Consider the following 17,222-nt stretch of genomic DNA (forward strand, 5'->3'; position numbering starts at 1 on the left):
GCGCGTCCCGGCCTAGTACTGGACGCAGGAGTACATATGGCATGGTTTAAACGCATCGACGACACGTACGAGCTTCTGAACAATGTCGGTAAGAGCTCATCTCAACAGGAAATATGCCGACACATCCTTGGTTACGCCGGACGCATTGGCGCGACCAATCTTCTGGCAGGACTAATTCCCCCACCCCAAGCCCTGAAACATGATCAAGCTTCGCATGTCATTCTGCATGCCTGGCCAGAACAATGGTCCGAGCGATATTTTTCAAAGGGCTACCTATATCGCGATCCAACGATTCAACTTGTGAACCGGGGCAGCACGCCCTTCCTCTGGAGCGAGATCGATAACCTATGCAAGGTCTGTCCTTTCGGCCGCCGGATCATGGACGAGGCAACCGACTTCAGATTATGCGAGGGTTTGACAGTCCCGTTTGCCACATTGGATGGGCAGCCGGTCGGGTTTTCCGTCGCGGGAGAAAAGCTGGATCCGGATCCCCACGACCGTCTCGCCTTTCAGTTGGTTGCAGCTTACGCTTTCGGCTGCGCGGCTGTTATCACTGATGCAAAACGCAATATCCGGCCGGCACGTTTATCTCCGAGACAAAGGGACGTTCTGCGCTGGGCAGCGGAAGGCTTGACTGTCGATGAGATCGCTGACCGTCTCGCTGTCAGTCGCAACACGGCAGACACTCACCTGCGGGCGGCGCGCGAGAGGCTCGGAGTAGCAAGCACAGTGCATGCTGTCGCGGAAGCCTTTCGTCACGGTCTGATCGCCTAGCTCACGCAATCGCGTGATGCCGCCTTCTACAGGAAGCGACCATTGGTTGACCTCCAAACTGGAGGATAACCGAGATGCTTCTTGTGGTTACATCGCAGAATTCAGAAGAATATCAGGCGGAGCTGGAACAGGCGTTCCGCCTTCGCCACAAGGTCTTTGTCGAAGAAAAGGGCTGGACGGATCTGCGACGCGCAGATGGTCGTGAAATCGACCGGTTCGACAATGAGCACGCAGTCCACATGCTCTTTACGGCTGAGGAGCGCGTTGTCGGCTACCAGCGCATGCTGCCTTCGACCCGCCCCCACTTGCTCTCGGAGGTCCTGTCGGAGCTTTGCGAAGGCCAACGCCCAGTGGGCGAAAACATCTGGGAATGGACGCGCTACTGCGTCGAGCCGCAGTACCGAGAACGGGGAAGAATGCTGAGCCCGGTGGCGAATGCGCTTTTGTCAGGCATCGTCGAGTGGGGCCTGGACAGAAGCATCGATACGATCATCATCGAGATGAACCCTCTCTGGCTGCTGCGCCTGGTCCAACTGCATTTCAGGGTGACGCCGCTGGGGTTGCCGAAGATCATAGGCGGTGAAGAGACAGTGGCGGTGACGGCGAGCTTCGATGAACGCACACTCGCCCGATTGTATGAAACGCGGAAGGCGAGCCCGCCGACTGGTGCGATTGAGAACTGAACGCTCGCGCCCAAACCGAGCGGGCTTTGAGCAGGTACTTCAATGGGGCAGATAGGCGGGCGACTGGACAGTTCCCGTGCGTGGGTGGGGGCCACAAACAGTTCCAGGTGGAGGAAGCGCCATGCGGCGACGCGTCCAACTCATCACGCTCGAATGCGCACTCATCGTATCCGAGGAAGGCAGTTTCCTCGGCGCCTCCCGACGCATGGGAATCCACCATTCTGCACTGAGCCGGCGCATCCGTAGCCTTGAGCACGCGGTGGGAACAATTCTTTTCGAACGCCACGCAGGCGGAGTCCGACCGACCTTGGCCGGCGCACGACTCTTACGCGATCTTCGCCGCGTTCTGACTGATCTCGACGGCACACTCGCCATGGAGGAAACGGACCGAAGAGAACAGGCCGGCATGCTGCCGGGCGGCTTTGAAATGGCGGTGCATGCTACCGAGCTTCTCGATGCGGTTGCCGACTTCATTCGCAGCAGGCCCGACGTCGCCCTGCGTTTCGTGGAAACGAAGCGCGCCACGACCCGCTTATCCTGATTTCGTGTCGCGCCGGGCCCGGCTGAACGCGCGGTCCGTCGCCATGAACCGCACCAGCATCGGCGCAATCAGCTTTACGGGATCGGCGATCGTCTGGCCCGTCTCGCTGCCCAGCACTTCGGCGTAGGCGACAAGATCGCGATGAACGGCGGCAGGCAACTCGACCGTAATCTTGACTGGCCGATCATCCGGAATTGCAGAGAGTTTCAGCTTGCTCATGACGGTTCCTTCGGCACGCCGTAAGGCGCCAGGACAAGGTCGCGATTGACGATGACACGGACTGGGAACCCCGGCCGGACGGTGAGTGTCGGCTGGACGTTGAGCTGATTGCGCACGATCTGCTGACCGACATTGGAGGCCGAATCCTGCGCACTCTCGCGGATCGCCTTGGCGAGGTCACCCTCGTCGTCGCTGGAACCAAGCGACGTCCCAACACCGAGTAGGGTCGAGAGTGCGGCGGCCTTGAACAACTGGCCCCAGTGATGGTCGACCTCGTCCTCCAGCCCGGAGAACCCTTGCGCATCCGCGCCCGGCTGGCGCTCCAGCACGATCGAGGTGCCGTCCGGCATGATGAGCCGGTTCCAGACCAGGAGTACGCGAGACTGACCGAAGGCGACCTGGCTGTCATATTGACCAATCAGTTTTGCGCCCTGGGGGATCAGGAGATATACCCCCGATGGGCTGTCGTAGACATTCTCAGTGACCTGAGCGGTGATCTGGCCGGGAAGGTCGGAACGGATGCCGGTAGTGAGAGCGGCGGGTATGACGGTGCCAGCTTGGACGACATAGGGCGAGGCCTTCGCCGCCAGCCGATCGGGACTAACCGTACGGCGGTCCGGTTTGGCGTTGACGAAGTCGAGTTTGCGGTCCTGCGTATCTTGAGTGGAGCCTGCATCAGGCTCCGTCGGTTCGGCCGGCGGCGTCAAATCGGACCTGGTGTCCGCGATGGCGGTTCCAGCGCCGGTACCCTGTCGCGACGGAGCTGTCCGCGCGTTGGTTTCCGTGAAGAGCTTTGCGACGCGCGCGGCCTCGATCTCGGCCAGGCGGCGCTGTTCTTCCGGATCGATGCGAGGCGTGCTGATGTCGGGCGCAATGACGGACCTGCCCTGCTCTTGCGCGCGCAGGATCGGTCGGCCGAGATCGCCAGGCAGCGCGGGCCCGAGTTTTGGGACGCCGGCGTAGTCCCTCGGCAAGGTCTGCAGGCCGTCGGCGGTCGAGCGGTTTTCCGTGGTGAAGAGCTCGGAAGGTTGGTCGTTGGCACGACGCCTGGTGTCGAGCGCCCAGATCAGGCTGCCAAGGACCGCGATGCTGGCAACACCTCCCAAGCCGATGAGCACCTTGCGCGAAAGCCGCGCCACCTTGGCAGGTTCGGGCCGCAGACGCAGTTCAGCGCGGATGTCCCGGTTCAAGCCATTCGTTGGGTCGCTCATCTGAACAATCCTGCGCTATGCCGGGGCCGGCTCCCATCGGTGCGCACGATGCGGACGCGCCTCTCGCTCGTCTTGCCGCCGAGTCTTAGTTCGGCAGCGGCAAAGAGGCGGTCGACGACGTAGTAATTCTGCCGGGCGCGGTAGTTGACCAGCTCGGAGCCCCCTGACGGGCCGATGACGAAGAGCGGCGGCATCTCGCCCTGGCCAATGCCAGACGGAAACTCGATGTAGACCTTCGCGCCATCGTCGAAGGCGCGCAGCGGCCTCCAGGGTGCGGCGTCACCCTCGATGCGATAGCGGAAATTGAGTTTCTGGATGTCGACGCCGGCAGCGACTGGCTGTGCTGCGGACGCCTGTGCGTTCTGGCGCCGCAGCGCGATCAACTCATCCTGCGGATACTGCCATGATACCGAGGCCATATAGGTCTTTTCGGTCGATCGCAGCTCGAGATGATAGGTGCGACGGTCGCTGTTGATGACAAGGTTGGTCTGGAGGTCGGGGCGCGTCGGCTTGATGAGAATATGGACCTGTTGCCGTTCCCCTGCCCCACTCTGGGTATCGCCAATGATCCAGCGCACGGTGTCGCCGGCGGCAACGGGGCCCGAGCCGACCAGCTGCTCTCCCGGCTGCAGGGCGATGTCGGTGACCTGTCCGGGTGCGGCATAGATCTGATAGAGCGCGCCTTCGCTCCAGGGATAGAGCTGGATGGCGTTGATAAAGCCGTTGCGGACGGGCTGCATTCGTGCCGCCTCATTGGCCTGACTGATCCGCTGTTTAGGGTCGGTCAGTTCTGCCTTCGCCTTTCCGGTGTCGACTGGTTTCAACTGGCCGGGAAGCGGAAGAGGTTTCGGCAGTTCCACCACCTTAATCGGACCAGGTGGATCGATCTTCTTCACGGCAGGCATAGCAGCATCGTCATATTGGACCTCCGGCGGAATGTATTTTTTGGAGGCGCAGCCGGCGAGCGCCGTCGCAGATAGCAATGCCACGGCCAGAAGATGGGCCTTTGGGATGTTGCGGGCAGTCTGCCTCGTCGTATCGCGGGTTCGTGCCGCACCCATCATGAAAGCTCCTTCGACCAGTTGATGGCATTGATGTAGACGCCGAGTGGATTGGCCTTCAGCCGGTCGGCATCGCGGGGTGGCTGGATGATGATTGTGAGGATGGCAGTCCAACGCTCGGTGCTGGTCAGACTGCCGTTCTCATAGCGGCGTTCGATCCAGGCGACGCGGAACGAATCCTGCGAGGCGCGGATGACGCTGGAGACCTCGATTGCGATCTGGACTTTGCCGACCTTGGCGAAGGGATCGTTCACCCGGGCGTAATCGTTGAGAGATACAGCGCCGCGGTCGGTGGTGTAGTCATAGGCGCGCAACCAGTTCTGGCGGACAATGACCGGATCGTCCGGCACGCTTCTAATCTGCTCGATGAACCGAGCGAGATGCCATGCGATCTGCGGATCGGTCGGCCGATAGTCGGCAACAGCTGGAGCGACCGCCTGGGCCTCGCCAAGTTTATCGACCTGAACGATCCAGGGAACCACGGTTCCGCGTGTGGATTGCCAGACCAGTGCTGCGGCGAAACCAGCCGCCAGGACGAGCGAGCCGAAGGCCATCACCCGCCAGTTCTTCGCCTGCACACGAGCCGAGCCTATGCGCTCGTCCCAGACCTGTGCTGCACGCTGGTAGGGCGTCTCGGGCAGCGGTGTTTTTCCGTAACGAACGGAAGGTCGTCTGAAGAGGTTCATCGGCGCTCGTCCTGACTGAGGGAAACATTCATCGAGCCGCCGCCGTGATCGCCCGATCGGACCGAATGTGCGGCCGTGCTGGCGCCATGGCTCATGGCCTGGCCGCGCTTCATGCGGGTGGCCCATTCCGGCGGGGATCCCGCACTGGCTTCGCCGCCTGAAGTTCGCCCTGAAGCAGCTCCCGATGGCTGCTCTCCACCGGTCGCACTCCATGCGGCCGAGCGGCCAGCCTGCTGGCTGGAAGACAGGGCCGAAGCCGCGCGCGACGTTGCCTGTCTCACCGGCTGGGCAGCAGCGCCAACGCCGGCCCTGGCGACCCCAGCAAGACCGGCGGCGATCGAGCCCGCGCCGCTCTGTCCGGACGTTGCGGCGGCGAGGCCGAAAGCCGTCGAAGTACTGCCGGCAAGATGCGCGCCGCCACGGGCAGCGACAGCCGACATCCGCCCCCCAGCACTGACCGCACCCGCTGCGCTGCCGAATCCGGCACGGGCACCCATGGCGCCGGCGACGCCAAGACCCGCGGCGGCGAGGCTCGTCCCCACAGCGGCACCCGCACCAAGCTGCGGGGCTCCGGAAACAAGGCCCGTTGCAATGCCGGGGCCGAAGATCGACAGCCCCATCAGAGACAGTGCGCCCAGCACCAGCGACAGCGCATCCGTGATTGTTGGCTGTTCGGCGCCGAAACCGCGAGTGAACTCGCCGAAGAGACCCGAGCCGATGCCGACGATGACAGCGAGGACGAGGATCTTCACGCCGGACGCGACGATGTTGCCGAGGACTTTCTCGGCGAGGAAGGCTGTCCGGCTGAACAGCGCAAACGGGATCAGCACGAAGCCTGCCAGTGTCGTCAGCTTGAACTCAATGAGCGTGACAAAGATCTGGACGGCCAGAATGAAGAACGCGATCAGCACGATCGCCCAGGCGGTCATAAGCACTGCGATCTGGACAAAATTTTCGAAGAACGAGACGTAGCCCATCAGCTGGCTGGCGGCTTCGAGGATCGGATTGCCGGCATCGATGCCGACCTGCGCGACGCGGCCCGGCTGCAGGAGTGCGGGGCCCGAGAGCGCTGATCCTCCTGCCTTCAGTCCAAGCCCCGAGAAACTCTCGAAGACGATGCCGGCGAGGCGATTGAAGTTGCCGATGATGAAGGCGAAGAAGCCGATATAGAGCGTCTTCTTCACCAGCCGATGCAGCATGTCCTCGTCAGCGCCCCATGCCCAGAAAAGGCCGGCAAGCGTGATGTCGATGACGATCAGCGTGGAGGTGAGAAATGCCACTTCGCCGCCGAGCAGGCCGAATCCGGAATCGATATAGCGGGTAAAGGTTTCCAGGAAGCGGTCGATTACGCCCGTGTCGTTCATGGCGCCACCGTGTTCGAACGGGTATCTTGGGTATCGGCCGGGGTCGAAGGGGTCAGCGGCTGCAGCCGGCTCTGATCCTTCTCGATCGGTGGAGCGGCGTATGGTGCCACGGGTCGGGATGGCCGCAGGAAACGCCGGCGGTTCTCGGCCCAAGCCTTCCTGCAGGCCTCGTCTGCAATTGCAGCCATGCCAACTGCCCGGCATCGCTCGAGTTCAACGCTGGCCGGCTCGCCGCCCGGATACTCAGAACGCGGGGAGGACACGTCCTGCGAGCCGTTGCCGCGCAACGCCATAAAGGCGGCGGTCATGGCGGCGCCAAGTGCAATAACGGCTGTTATCCGGGCGGCGATCTTGAGATCCATGACCCGCCTCAGTCGTGGAACATTTTGACGGATGACGCGGTGTATCTGCTGCCCGTCATGAAGCGGCTGAACTGTTCTCGCGCCTGCTCCTGTGCAGCGGCCGTCCTTGCCTGCTCCAGCGCAGCAGCCCTGCCCTGCGCCGCCAGCATTGCGGTGAGGTCGGCGACCTGTCTTGCCTGCACGGCGAGAAGCTGGTTGCCGGCTTGCGTTGCCTGCAGCACGCCGACCGCCGATTGGCTGGCGTCGACGAGCGCGCTGGTTTGCTGCTGCGTCCCGTCGATATTGTCCACGGCAACAGCACCGGCCTTCAATGAGTGCTCGAAAGCCGACACCGATGTCCGCCAGCGCTCACGCGCGCCATCGACAAGCTGCTGGCTCGAAAGGTCGGTGCCAAAATTCTCATAAGCGGACGTAAACTGACTGTCGATGTCCTGGACGTTGTAGGCGAGCTTGTTGGCTTCGCCGAGCAGGCTCTTCATCTGCGAGAAATTGCCCTCGATCTGGTCAAGCATGGAGGTTGGCAGCGAAGTGAGGTTCTTCGCCTGGTTGATCAGCATCTGCGCCTCGTTCTGAAGCGAGGTGACCTGGTTTTGAATTTGCTCAAGGGCCCGCGAGGCCGAAAGCAGGTTTTCGGCGTAATTCCTGGGATCGAACACGATGAATGCGAATGCCGGCACCGATGACAGTGCAACAGCGGCAACCAATGCGCCGGCGGCGGCCATGCGCCGGATGCGGCAACGTGCAGGAATAGACATCATGAGGAAACCTCCTTCGCGGAATGGTCGATGACATTGGTGAGATCGGGGATGAGGTGGGCCGCCCACGAGAGTCCGCGATCGGCAAGCCAGGCCTTGAGGAACTGATCTGTGCCTCTCTCGGCAATGATCTGGTCGATCGCCGCCTGGTCCGACTTCGAGGACGCAGCGCAGAGCGCCAACGCAATCGGACCGAGGCTCAGCTCGAACAGCCGGTTGCCGCGCCGGGACTGGCAGTAGTAGTCGCGCTTCGGCGTCGCGTGTGCGACGATCTCGATCTGGCGATCGTTGAGACCGAAGCGCCGATAAATCTGGGTGATCTGCGGCTCGATGGCGCGTTCGTTCGGCAGGAACAGCCGCGTCGGGCAGCTTTCGACAATGGCTGGCGCGATCCTGCTGCCGTCAATGTCGGAGAGTGATTGCGTGGCAAAGATAACGGAAGCATTCTTCTTCCTCAGCGTCTTCAACCATTCACGCAATTGATCGGCGAACCCGCCATCGTCGAGCGCCAACCAGCCTTCGTCGATGATCAGCAGTGTCGGTCGGCCATCCATTCTCTGCTCGACGCGGTGGAAGAGATAGGCAAGCACGGCCGGAGCCGCACCGGTGCCGATCAACCCTTCGGTCTCGAACGCCTGTACGGATTTGTCGCCCAGGCGTTCCTGTTCGGCATCGAGCAGCCGGCCATAGGGACCGCCGACGCAATAGGGCTGCAAGGCCTGCTTCAGCGACGAGGACTGGAGGAGCACCGTCAGGCCAGTGAGCGTCCGCTCCTGAACAGGTGCGCTGGCCAGTGACGTCAGCGCTGACCAGAGATGTTCCTTTACGTCCGGCGTGACCGGGACGCCTTCGCGCAGAAGAATGTCGACGAGCCAGTCGGCTGCCCAGGCACGCTCCGGAACGTGGTGAATACGGCCAAGCGGCTGGAGCGAAACTGCGTCGATGTCGTCCGACAGATCTGCCAAGGTCAAAAGGGCAAGCGGATCTTCCGCTCCCTGGCCACTCGACGCACTGCTGCCGAGATTGTGCCAGTCGCCGCCCATGGCGAGCATGGCGGCGCGGATCGAGCCACCAAAATCGAAGGCAAAGATCTGGTTGTTCCCGTAGCGCCGGAACTGCAGCGCCATAAGTGCCAGGAGTACCGACTTGCCGGCCCCGGTCGGGCCTACGACGAGGGTGTGACCGACATCGCCGACATGGAGGCTGAAACGAAACGGCGTTGCGCCTTCTGTCCTGGCGAAGAACAGCGGCGGCGCGCGAAAATGGTCATCCTCGACGGGTCCCGCCCAGACTGCCGAGAGGGGGATCATGTGAGCGAGATTCAAGGTAGATAGCGGCGGCTGGCGGACGTTGGCGTAGACGTGACCGGGAATGCTGCCGAGCCAGGCTTCGATGGCGTTGACCCTCTCGGCGATGCACGTGAAATCCTTCCCCTGGATCACTTTCTCAACCAGCCGGAGTTTCTCGTCCGCGATCGACGGGTCGGCATCCCACACCGTCAGTGTGGCCGTGACGTAAGCCTGGCCGATCTGGTCGGAGCCGAGGTCCTGCAAGGCCGCGTCCGCATCGGCTGCCTTGTTGGCCGCGTCTGTGTCTACGAGCACGGATGCCTCATTGGTCATCACCTCCTTGAGGATCGCGGCGACGGACTTCCGCTTTGCAAACCACTGGCGGCGGATCTTCGTCAGCAGCCTGGTCGCATCGGTCTTGTCGAGCAGGATCGCCCGCGTAGACCAGCGGTAGGGGAAGGCAAGCGCATTGAGATCGTCGAGGATCCCCGGAAAGGTGGTAGTCGGGAACCCGATGATGGTCAGCGTGCGCAGATGTGTGTCGCCCAGTCGCGGCTCCAGTCCACCGGCAAGCGGCTGGTCGACCAGAAGTGCGTCGAGATGCATCGGTGTTTCCGGAACACGGACACGATGACGCCTGGTCGAGACCGTCGAGTGCAGGTAGGTCAGTGTCTCGCCGTCATCGAGCCATGCAGCTTCCGGAACAAAGCCTTCGACCAGATCCAGCACACGGTCAGTACGGTCGACGAAGCTCTTTAGCAGTTCCCGTGGATCGACGCCGGTCTTTTCCCGGCCTTCGTAAAGCCAGTTCTCCATCCGCGAGACATCCTCGGCCGGCGGAAGCCAAACGAAGCTGAGAAAATAGCTGCTCTCGAACAGCTCTCCGTTTGGTTGACGGCTCCACTGCAACGATCCCCGGCCGTTGGCACTTTCGAACTGCTCGCGCCGTTCGATGTCGAGAAGCGCCGATGCGGAATCCGGAAACCGGCTGTCCGGATATGTGGCAGCGGGGTTGCGCTGCGCTTCGATGAAGATCGCCCACCCCGAGCCTAGACGGCGGAGAGCGCCGTTCAGCCGAGCGGTTGTGCCGACGAGTTCCGCCGGCGTGGCAGAATCCAGATCGGGACCGCGGAACCGGGCGGTTCTCTGGAAGCTGCCATCCTTGTTGAGCACCACGCCTGGTGCAAGCAGTGCTGCCCAGGGAAGATAGTCGGCGAGGCTGGACGGGCGTCTGCGGTATTCGGCGAGATTCATCATTCACAAACCCTCAGCAGCCGAAATGCGCGGGATAGCGAAGGTGCCGGCGAACGACGTCGACGAACTGCGCGTCGCGCTTGGCCGCCCAGACGGCGGCGAAATGACCGATCGCCCAGATGGCGAGACCTGCAATCCAAAGACGCAGACCAAGCCCGACCGCACCGGCGAGCGTGCCGTTAGCGATGGCAACCGCGCGCGGCGCGCCGCCGAGCAGGATCGGCTCGGTGAGGGCAAGATGCACCGGTGCGAAAAAGCCGCGCACTTCCTCCTCCATCAGATCAGCGCTCCGCCGCCGAAAGAGAAGAACGACAGGAAGAAAGAACTCGCCGCGAAAGCGATCGACAGGCCGAACACGATCTGGATCAGGCGTCTGAAGCCCCCGGACGTGTCGCCGAAGGCGAGCGACAGGCCGGTGACGATGATGATGATCACCGCCACGATCTTGGCGACCGGCCCCTCGACAGATTCGAGGATCTGCTGAAGGGGTTGTTCCCACGGCATGGACGAGCCTGCGGCGTGGGCAGGCACAATCCTCATGGCCACGATGGCAGCCGCCACTGCGACACGCGTAACCAGCACAACAGGCTTAGGGATAGATGACGAAGTGAAGCGGATCGGGTTCATTCTGAAGCTCCAATGGGGACTGGGGATCTGTGGCTGTGGCACTCTCAAGCCTGGCTTCGAGCGTGCGATAATCACCGGTGGCGGGATCAAGACCTTCGACCCACGCGATCTCGACGAGACGGCGGGCAGCACCCCGGCCAGCGAGGACAGCAATGAGGTCGATGGTCTCCGCAATCAGCGCGCGCGGGACCGTGACCACGGCCTCCTGCACAAGTTGCTCGAGCCGCAGCAATGCGCCAGTAGCAGAACCAGCGTGAATGGTGCCGATGCCGCCTGGATGGCCGGTGCCCCAGGCCTTCAGCAGATCGAGCGCTTCCGCGCCGCGAACCTCACCGATCGGGATACGGTCGGGCCGAAGCCGCAGTGAGGACTTGACCAGGTCGGACAGCGAGGCGACACCATCCCTGGTGCGCAGCGCCACCAGGTTGGGCGCGGCACATTGCAGTTCGCGCGTATCCTCGATCAGGACCACGCGGTCGGTGGTTCTGGCAACCTCGGCCAGCAGCGCATTGACCAGCGTCGTTTTGCCAGTCGACGTTCCACCGGCGACCAGAACATTTTTCCTTTTTTCGACGGCAAGCCGCAGCACGTCGGCCTGGCCCACGGTCATGATCCCCGCAGTGACGTAATCCCCGAGGGCAAATACGGCGACCGCCGGCTTCCTGATGGCGAAGGTCGGCGCCATGACGACCGGCGGCAGCAGCCCCTCGAAACGTTCGCCTGTCTCCGGCAGTTCGGCCGATACGCGCGGCGCACCCGCATGCACTTCCGCTCCGACATGGTGGGCCACCACGCGGATGATGCGCTCGCCGTCGGCCGGGACCAGCAGTTCATCGGAGGCGCAGAGCCCTTTGCCCAGCCGGTCGACCCAGATGCGTCCATCCGGGTTCAGCATCACCTCAACGATCTCGGGATCCTCAAGGAAGCGGGCGATGGCCGGTCCAAGCGCCGTGCGCAGCATGCGCGCGCCGCGCGACACCGCTTCCCTGCCAGAATGATGATTGCCTGCCACGATGGTCCCCGTTCGCTGCGGCGAGCCTGTTCGTGCCGCGGTCGGGGATGATTAGAAGAGGCATGAATACCGACCTTGCAACAGGCAAAATCGGTGAGCGTAGCGCGGCGTGCAGAGACTTGCCGAATGCGGTACGGCGATCTCGCGGCCTGGCGCTGCCATCTACCGCGACGGGGAATCATCCGCGCCGGTTGGTGACGCCGGGACTTCATCAGCGATTTCCTGTCTGAACTTTGGTCCCTTGCTCAGCCTGCGGCCAAGCGCGTCAACGAACGCGTCATACCGCTGCAGGCCTTTCGCACGGGCTTCCGCCTGCGCGGATTCGGGCAATGCCGGGGTCGAGTTGAGCCAGAAGCGCACGAACAGAGCCAGTGTCTCGATGGCGATGCCGACATCGCGCTCGACACGCTGCACACGCCGGTCGATCTGATCGAGACGACGGGTGATTGCCGCCTCCTTCCGCTCCTCGGCATCCGGTGAAAGGAACGAGGCGATCGCGGCCTCGGCGATCAGCGACAGCGACACATCGCGGCGTGCCGAGTAGTCGGCAAGCGCGTTCATGACGTCAGGATCGAGATAGGCCGAAAGCCTTCTCTTCTTGGCATCCTTCACGTTCAAAGCCCGATGCCGTCATCAGGATCGAGGGTGGCCTGCCGTGCAGCGCGCCGCATAGCCTGATCGGCCGCCCGCCGACGCACCGTGTCATCATCGGATTCGTCCCAGTCCAGATCGAACTCTTCATTGAGCTGTGCCTGCGGTTCCGGCGCGATATCCTCGTGTTCCGGGAGCTCAGGCTGACGGCGGATGCCGCCATTTTCCGGATCCCCGTCCTGCGGGTCCGCAGAGAGCCCGGATTGCAGAGGATTGCGTTTCGGCACCGGAGGGACTGTAGCGCCGGTCCAGTCATCCGGGCGCGGTGGTCCTGAGGCCGTTTCAGGGTTCGGTGGCGGCAGGACGCGCCCTGCGAGACGTGGATCGGCAAAATAGCGTGCTTTCTTGGCCCGGATCGGGAACAGGCCCGAAACCATGACGATGGCATCGCTCGGTGGTAGTTGCATGATCTCGCCGGGCGTCATCAGCGCACGCGCCGTTTCCTGCCGCGAGACCATCAGATGCCCGAGCCAGGGCGACAATCTGTGACCGGCATAGTTTTTCATGGCCCGCATCTCGGTTCCCGTTCCCAGCGAATCGGAGACGCGTTTGGCCGTGCGCTCGTCGTTGGTGGCAAAGCTCACCCGCACATGGCAGTTGTCGAGGATGGAGTTATTCGGACCGTACGCTTTTTCGATCTGGTTGAGCGACTGTGCAATCAAGAAGGACTTGATGCCGTAGCCCGCCATGAAAGCGAGGGCCGACTCGAAGAAATCGAGCCGGCCGAGCGCCGGAAACTCGTCGAGCATCATAAGCAGACGATGCCGTCGATCCTTCGCATGAAGGTCTTCCGTCAGCCTTCGCCCGATCTGGTTCAGCACGAGCCGGATGAGCGGCTTGGTACGGCTGATGTCGGAGGGCGGCACGACCAGATAGAGTGTCGCTGCCCGCTCGTCCTCGACCAGATCGGCGATACGCCAGTCGCAGCGGGACGTCACCTTCGCCACCACCGGATCGCGGTAGAGACCCAGAAAGCTCATTGCTGTCGAGAGCACGCCGGAGCGTTCATTCTCCGACTTGTTGAGCAGTTCGCGAGCTGCCGAGGCCACCACCGGATGCGGCCCGCCCTCCCCCAAATGCCGCGTCACCATCATGGTGCGCAGTGTCATCTCGATCGGCCTTTGGGGATCGGAAAGGAAATTCGCAACTCCGGCAAGCGTCTTGTCCGTTTCGGCATAGAGAACGTGCAGGATGGCACCGACCAGCAGCGCGTGGCTGGTCTTCTCCCAATGGTTTCTGCGTTCCAGCGAGCCTTCGGGATCGACCAGGACATCGGCAACGTTCTGCACGTCGCGGACCTCCCATTCGCCGCGTCTCACTTCCAGCAAAGGGTTGTAGGCGGCAGAGGACGCATTGGTTGGATCGAACAGCAGGACACGGCCAAAGCGAGCGCGCCATCCGGCCGTCAGCTCCCAGTTCTCGCCCTTGATATCGTGAACTATCCCCGAACCTGGCCAAGTCAGCAGAGACGGGACGACAAGGCCAACACCCTTGCCGCTTCGGGTCGGCGCGAAGCACAGAACGTGTTCTGGGCCGTCGTGGCGGAGATAGTCGCCCTCTAGCTTTCCCAGCACCACCCCGTCCGGACCGACTATCCCAGCGGCTTTGATCTCCTTGCTGGTCGCCCAGCGTGCAGAACCATATGTGGCGGCATTCTTCGCCTCCCGTGCCCGCCACACCGACATACCGATGGCCACTGCGATCGCGATAAAGCTGCCGCTCGCCGCGATCAGCGCACCCTCCAGAAAAATCTCTGGCGCATACGCATCGTAGAAAAACCACCACCAGAAAAAGGCCGGCGGCGGATAGATGGAATGGCCGGCAAGCTCGAGCCATGGATCCCCGAGCTGCGGCTGGAATCCAAGCCGCCATGCGGTCCACTGCGTCGCGCCCCAAGTAGTGACCAGCACGATCAGAAGCACGGCAACGAGTTGCCCCCACAATATCCTGGTCGCCGGCATTTATCGTCTCTTTGCTGAGGCTTGGGGCGCCCACAGAAATATCGAATTTCCGCATACGCAAGAACACAAGACAGTTTACGGAACCGCCGGGTAGTCCGACCTACACGGACTTGTTCGTTGCAGTGCTGTTTCTGCTGATCGAGAACTGGCTGAGCAGACACGGCTGTGCCGCTTGATATCGGAATTCGCCATGGTGGGAGTTCCGGAATGACTGTCGCCAGACCTTCCATAAGCCAGCGTGGTCGAGGTCAATCGGCGACTTCTGCTTCCGAAACGCCCCCTCGCCTTCGGCCACCGTCAGACCGCCGAACTGCTCGATAACGGCCAGGCGATAGGCCATGATGTCGATGAAACAGCTTCGAAAACGCGGCTGCGGTCTCGTAGCCGACGCGACTCGCAATCCGTGCAATCCCCTCGTCGCTTGTTTCGAGAAGAAATGCGGCCTCCGACATTCGGCGTGCGATCAGATAACGATACATCGGCTCTCCAACGAGCTTGGTGAAGCGAGCCGAAAACGCCGACCGACCAAGCCCCACGCTTTGCCCGACGTCGCCAAGCGTCCAAGGTCGGTCCGGTCGTTCATGGATCAACTGAAGTGCCGGTCCTATGTGCGGGTCCGCCATCGCCCCCAGCCAACCGCCTTCCCCGGGGCCGAGAGACTTGATCCAGCTTCGCAACACCTCGACGAAGAGCACTTCTGTCAGTCGTGACAGTGCAACGCCTTGTCCGGGACGCGCGTGCGCCGCCTCGCTCACCATGCGTTGCAGAATCGCCTCGAGCCATCCTCCGTCTTCCGTCGGCTTGAGGAGAAGCAGTGGCGGAAGCAACTCCAAAACACTACCGCGCGAGGGCCGTGCCACAGTGAAATTGCCACAAATCATCGTCGCGTGCGGCTGCTCGCCGCCTCCGTGACGAATGAGCCCAAGACGCCCGTCCAGTCGATCGATATGGAGAATCGGTAACGGTTCGATCCGGCTGTCCGAGTAGATCACATGGGGCTCGCCACGCGTGACGACAACAAAGTCGCCCTCGGTCATGTGGAATTCTCGTCCACTTTCGAGCGCGAGGGTGGCCGAGCCACGGCTGAGATAGTGGAACAGGGCGTAGGGGCGCTTTGCCAACGCAAGATTCCAGGGATGGCCGAGCTCGAAGTGGAACAGCAAGGTTCCGCCCAGGCGAACGCGATCGAGCACTTCAGCGAGGATGTCCATCGTCCCGATGGTAGTACGGCGGACGGTCAGACACAATATTCGGACGATTGAGGCCTAACGTCCAAATGCTCCACGTACTAGTTGATCGCAAGTCGAGCCAACGGTTCGCGCGGCAACCATCACCCGAACGGCAGATGGGAGAACCGCGGCTGTTGCCGACACGCCTGCCCTTCCCCGGACCCGCGTCGTCCGTCATCTCAACAGGAGCAACCAATGCGAAATCTTTTACTCACCGTCGCCACCGTCCTCATGGCCGGAGCAGCAGTTGCCGCCCCCGCCCAATCAGCTCAGCTGCCCAAGGGGCCGGCCCACAATATCGTGCTCGTCCACGGCGCTTTCGTCGACCAGACGAGCTGGAAGCCGGTTGCCGATATCCTCACGAAGAAGGGCTACAATGTAACGCTCGTCGAAAACCCGCTCACCTCCCTGGCGGCGGACGTCGAGGCCACCAAACAGGCGCTCGCCAAACAGAACGGCAAGACCGTTCTCGTTGGCCACTCCTGGGGCGGTGTGGTTATCACGCAGGCAGGTGACGATCCCAACGTCTCGGCGCTCGTCTACGTCTCCGCATTCGCGCCTGACGTGGGAGAATCTCTGGCGAGCTTAGCCAAGAGCGGCCCGGCAACCGAAGGCGCCGCGGCGATTCATCCCGACGAAAAGGGCAACCTCTACATCGATCCCAAAGTGTTTCCTTCGGCAGTCGCGGCCGACCTTCCTCCGGAGATCGCCGAGTCCTTGGCAAACCATCAGCTCCCGTTGAACCACACCGCGTTCGAGGCTCCCGTCGACAAGGCAGCTTGGCACGACAAGCCGACATTCTATGTGATCAGCACCAAGGACAAGGTCATCGCACCCGAGGTCCAGAAGATCTTCGCCAACAGGATGAAGGCTGAGACGACGGAGGTCGCCGGGAGCCATTCCTCCCTCGTCGTCCACGCGAAGGAAGTCGCCGCGGTGATTGAAAAGGCCGCGCTCGTGAAGTGACGATACCGCTCCCGGCACTTCGTGCCGGGAGCGCCGCGCGTGCTGGGCGAACTACGGCATGCCTTGAGCCGCGAACGGCTCAGACCTGGCTGAAACCGCACCAGTTGCACCCACTCGATTTCTAATGCCAAGCATCCGGAGGATGACATGACTGAGTTCGACACCCCGAGCCAGGACGCCGCCACGCTCGAAACGGCACCCACCCTTTACATCGAAGGCAGCGGAATCCGCTTCGCCTATCGCCGCCTCGGCCCATCGACCGGAACGGCGCTGGTTCTCCTGCAGCATTTCTCGGGCAACATCGACGCCTGGGACCCCGCCGTCGTGAATGTCTTGGCCGCCGATCGACCGGTGATCGCTTTCGACAACGCCGGGGTCGGCCGCTCGACAGGACAAACGCCGGACAATATCGAAGCGATGGCCCGAGACGCGGTCGCCTTTATCAAACTGCTCGGCCTCTCCGAAGTCGACCTTCTTGGCTTTTCCCTCGGCGGCTGCGTCGCCCAGCAGATCGCTGCCGAGCACGGACGGCTGGTGCGCAAGCTCATCCTCGTCGGCACGGCTCCGAGAGGCGGAG

19 protein-coding genes are annotated in these 17,222 nt (G+C 62.5%); 5 read left to right on the plus strand and 14 right to left on the minus strand.

Going from position 1 to position 17,222, the window contains the following annotated elements:
- Positions 1–36: 36 nt before the first annotated feature.
- From EOC83_RS30940 to EOC83_RS30950, 3 genes are all read left to right on the plus strand, one after another.
- Positions 37–774 (plus strand): LuxR family transcriptional regulator, encoded by a 738-nt coding sequence (locus EOC83_RS30940; protein WP_063170704.1) that lies wholly within the window; start codon positions 37–39, stop codon positions 772–774.
- 74 nt (positions 775–848) lie between these two features.
- Positions 849–1,457, plus strand: a complete 609-nt coding sequence (locus EOC83_RS30945) for an acyl-homoserine-lactone synthase (RefSeq protein ID WP_063170705.1) — start codon at positions 849–851, stop codon at positions 1,455–1,457.
- A gap of 121 nt (positions 1,458–1,578) precedes the next feature.
- The gene (locus tag EOC83_RS30950; RefSeq protein ID WP_063170706.1) at positions 1,579–1,998 is read left to right on the plus strand and encodes a LysR family transcriptional regulator; all 420 of its coding nucleotides are present in this window, start codon (positions 1,579–1,581) and stop codon (positions 1,996–1,998) included.
- Here the strand turns inward: EOC83_RS30950 and EOC83_RS30955 are convergent.
- The 14 genes from EOC83_RS30955 to EOC83_RS31020 form a co-directional block, all read right to left on the minus strand.
- Complete coding sequence (locus tag EOC83_RS30955; RefSeq protein ID WP_063170707.1) at positions 1,990–2,217, minus strand: DUF2274 domain-containing protein; 228 nt, start codon at positions 2,215–2,217, stop codon at positions 1,990–1,992. The genes EOC83_RS30950 and EOC83_RS30955 overlap by 9 nt on opposite strands.
- On the minus strand, positions 2,214–3,428 hold the full coding sequence (locus EOC83_RS30960) for a TrbI/VirB10 family protein (protein WP_063170708.1): 1,215 nt from the start codon (positions 3,426–3,428) through the stop codon (positions 2,214–2,216). Before EOC83_RS30960 ends, EOC83_RS30955 begins: the two co-directional genes overlap by 4 nt.
- Positions 3,425–4,492: a P-type conjugative transfer protein TrbG gene (gene trbG, locus EOC83_RS30965; RefSeq protein WP_063170709.1), complete on the minus strand. Its 1,068-nt coding sequence runs from the start codon at positions 4,490–4,492 to the stop codon at positions 3,425–3,427. Before trbG ends, EOC83_RS30960 begins: the two co-directional genes overlap by 4 nt.
- Positions 4,489–5,175, minus strand: coding sequence for a conjugal transfer protein TrbF (gene trbF / locus EOC83_RS30970; RefSeq protein ID WP_063170710.1), 687 nt, complete (start codon positions 5,173–5,175; stop codon positions 4,489–4,491). The genes trbG and trbF overlap by 4 nt, the downstream gene beginning before the upstream one ends.
- On the minus strand, positions 5,172–6,539 hold the full coding sequence (trbL, locus tag EOC83_RS30975; RefSeq protein WP_063170711.1) for a P-type conjugative transfer protein TrbL: 1,368 nt from the start codon (positions 6,537–6,539) through the stop codon (positions 5,172–5,174). Before trbL ends, trbF begins: the two co-directional genes overlap by 4 nt.
- Positions 6,536–6,901 (minus strand): putative entry exclusion protein TrbK-alt, encoded by a 366-nt coding sequence (gene trbK-alt, locus EOC83_RS30980; RefSeq protein WP_082826777.1) that lies wholly within the window; start codon positions 6,899–6,901, stop codon positions 6,536–6,538. Before trbK-alt ends, trbL begins: the two co-directional genes overlap by 4 nt.
- Positions 6,902–6,909: 8 nt before the next feature.
- Complete coding sequence (trbJ, locus tag EOC83_RS30985) at positions 6,910–7,623, minus strand: P-type conjugative transfer protein TrbJ (protein ID WP_063170887.1); 714 nt, start codon at positions 7,621–7,623, stop codon at positions 6,910–6,912.
- A gap of 32 nt (positions 7,624–7,655) precedes the next feature.
- Entirely contained in the window at positions 7,656–10,202 is a 2,547-nt protein-coding gene (trbE, locus tag EOC83_RS30990; protein WP_063170712.1) for a conjugal transfer protein TrbE, read from the minus strand.
- A gap of 10 nt (positions 10,203–10,212) precedes the next feature.
- Positions 10,213–10,476: a VirB3 family type IV secretion system protein gene (locus EOC83_RS30995; RefSeq protein ID WP_063170713.1), complete on the minus strand. Its 264-nt coding sequence runs from the start codon at positions 10,474–10,476 to the stop codon at positions 10,213–10,215.
- Positions 10,476–10,826 (minus strand): TrbC/VirB2 family protein, encoded by a 351-nt coding sequence (locus tag EOC83_RS31000; RefSeq protein ID WP_063170714.1) that lies wholly within the window; start codon positions 10,824–10,826, stop codon positions 10,476–10,478. The genes EOC83_RS30995 and EOC83_RS31000 overlap by 1 nt, the downstream gene beginning before the upstream one ends.
- Positions 10,789–11,787 carry a P-type conjugative transfer ATPase TrbB gene (gene trbB, locus EOC83_RS31005; RefSeq protein ID WP_127274084.1) on the minus strand — a complete coding sequence of 333 codons (999 nt, stop codon included), beginning with the start codon at positions 11,785–11,787 and terminating at the stop codon, positions 10,789–10,791. Before trbB ends, EOC83_RS31000 begins: the two co-directional genes overlap by 38 nt.
- A 213-nt stretch (positions 11,788–12,000) precedes the next feature.
- A complete protein-coding gene (locus EOC83_RS31010; protein ID WP_063170888.1) occupies positions 12,001–12,399 on the minus strand; it encodes a hypothetical protein in 399 nt (132 codons plus the stop codon).
- Between the two features lie 53 nt (positions 12,400–12,452).
- Complete coding sequence (locus EOC83_RS31015) at positions 12,453–14,450, minus strand: conjugal transfer protein TraG (RefSeq protein ID WP_063170716.1); 1,998 nt, start codon at positions 14,448–14,450, stop codon at positions 12,453–12,455.
- Positions 14,451–14,698: 248 nt separating this feature from the next.
- On the minus strand, positions 14,699–15,661 hold the full coding sequence (locus EOC83_RS31020) for an AraC family transcriptional regulator (RefSeq protein WP_063170889.1): 963 nt from the start codon (positions 15,659–15,661) through the stop codon (positions 14,699–14,701).
- A 213-nt stretch (positions 15,662–15,874) separates the two neighbouring features.
- Here EOC83_RS31020 and EOC83_RS31025 point away from each other — a divergent pair, with 213 nt between their 5' ends.
- Both EOC83_RS31025 and EOC83_RS31030 read left to right on the plus strand, forming a co-directional pair.
- On the plus strand, positions 15,875–16,645 hold the full coding sequence (locus EOC83_RS31025; protein WP_063170717.1) for an alpha/beta hydrolase: 771 nt from the start codon (positions 15,875–15,877) through the stop codon (positions 16,643–16,645).
- 147 nt (positions 16,646–16,792) lie between these two features.
- On the plus strand, positions 16,793–17,222 hold a 430-nt coding region (locus EOC83_RS31030), incomplete at its 3' end, for an alpha/beta hydrolase (protein ID WP_164762430.1).

It is taken from the genome of Mesorhizobium sp. Primo-A, assembly GCF_003997175.1.
GTDB lineage: Bacteria > Pseudomonadota > Alphaproteobacteria > Rhizobiales > Rhizobiaceae > Mesorhizobium > Mesorhizobium ciceri.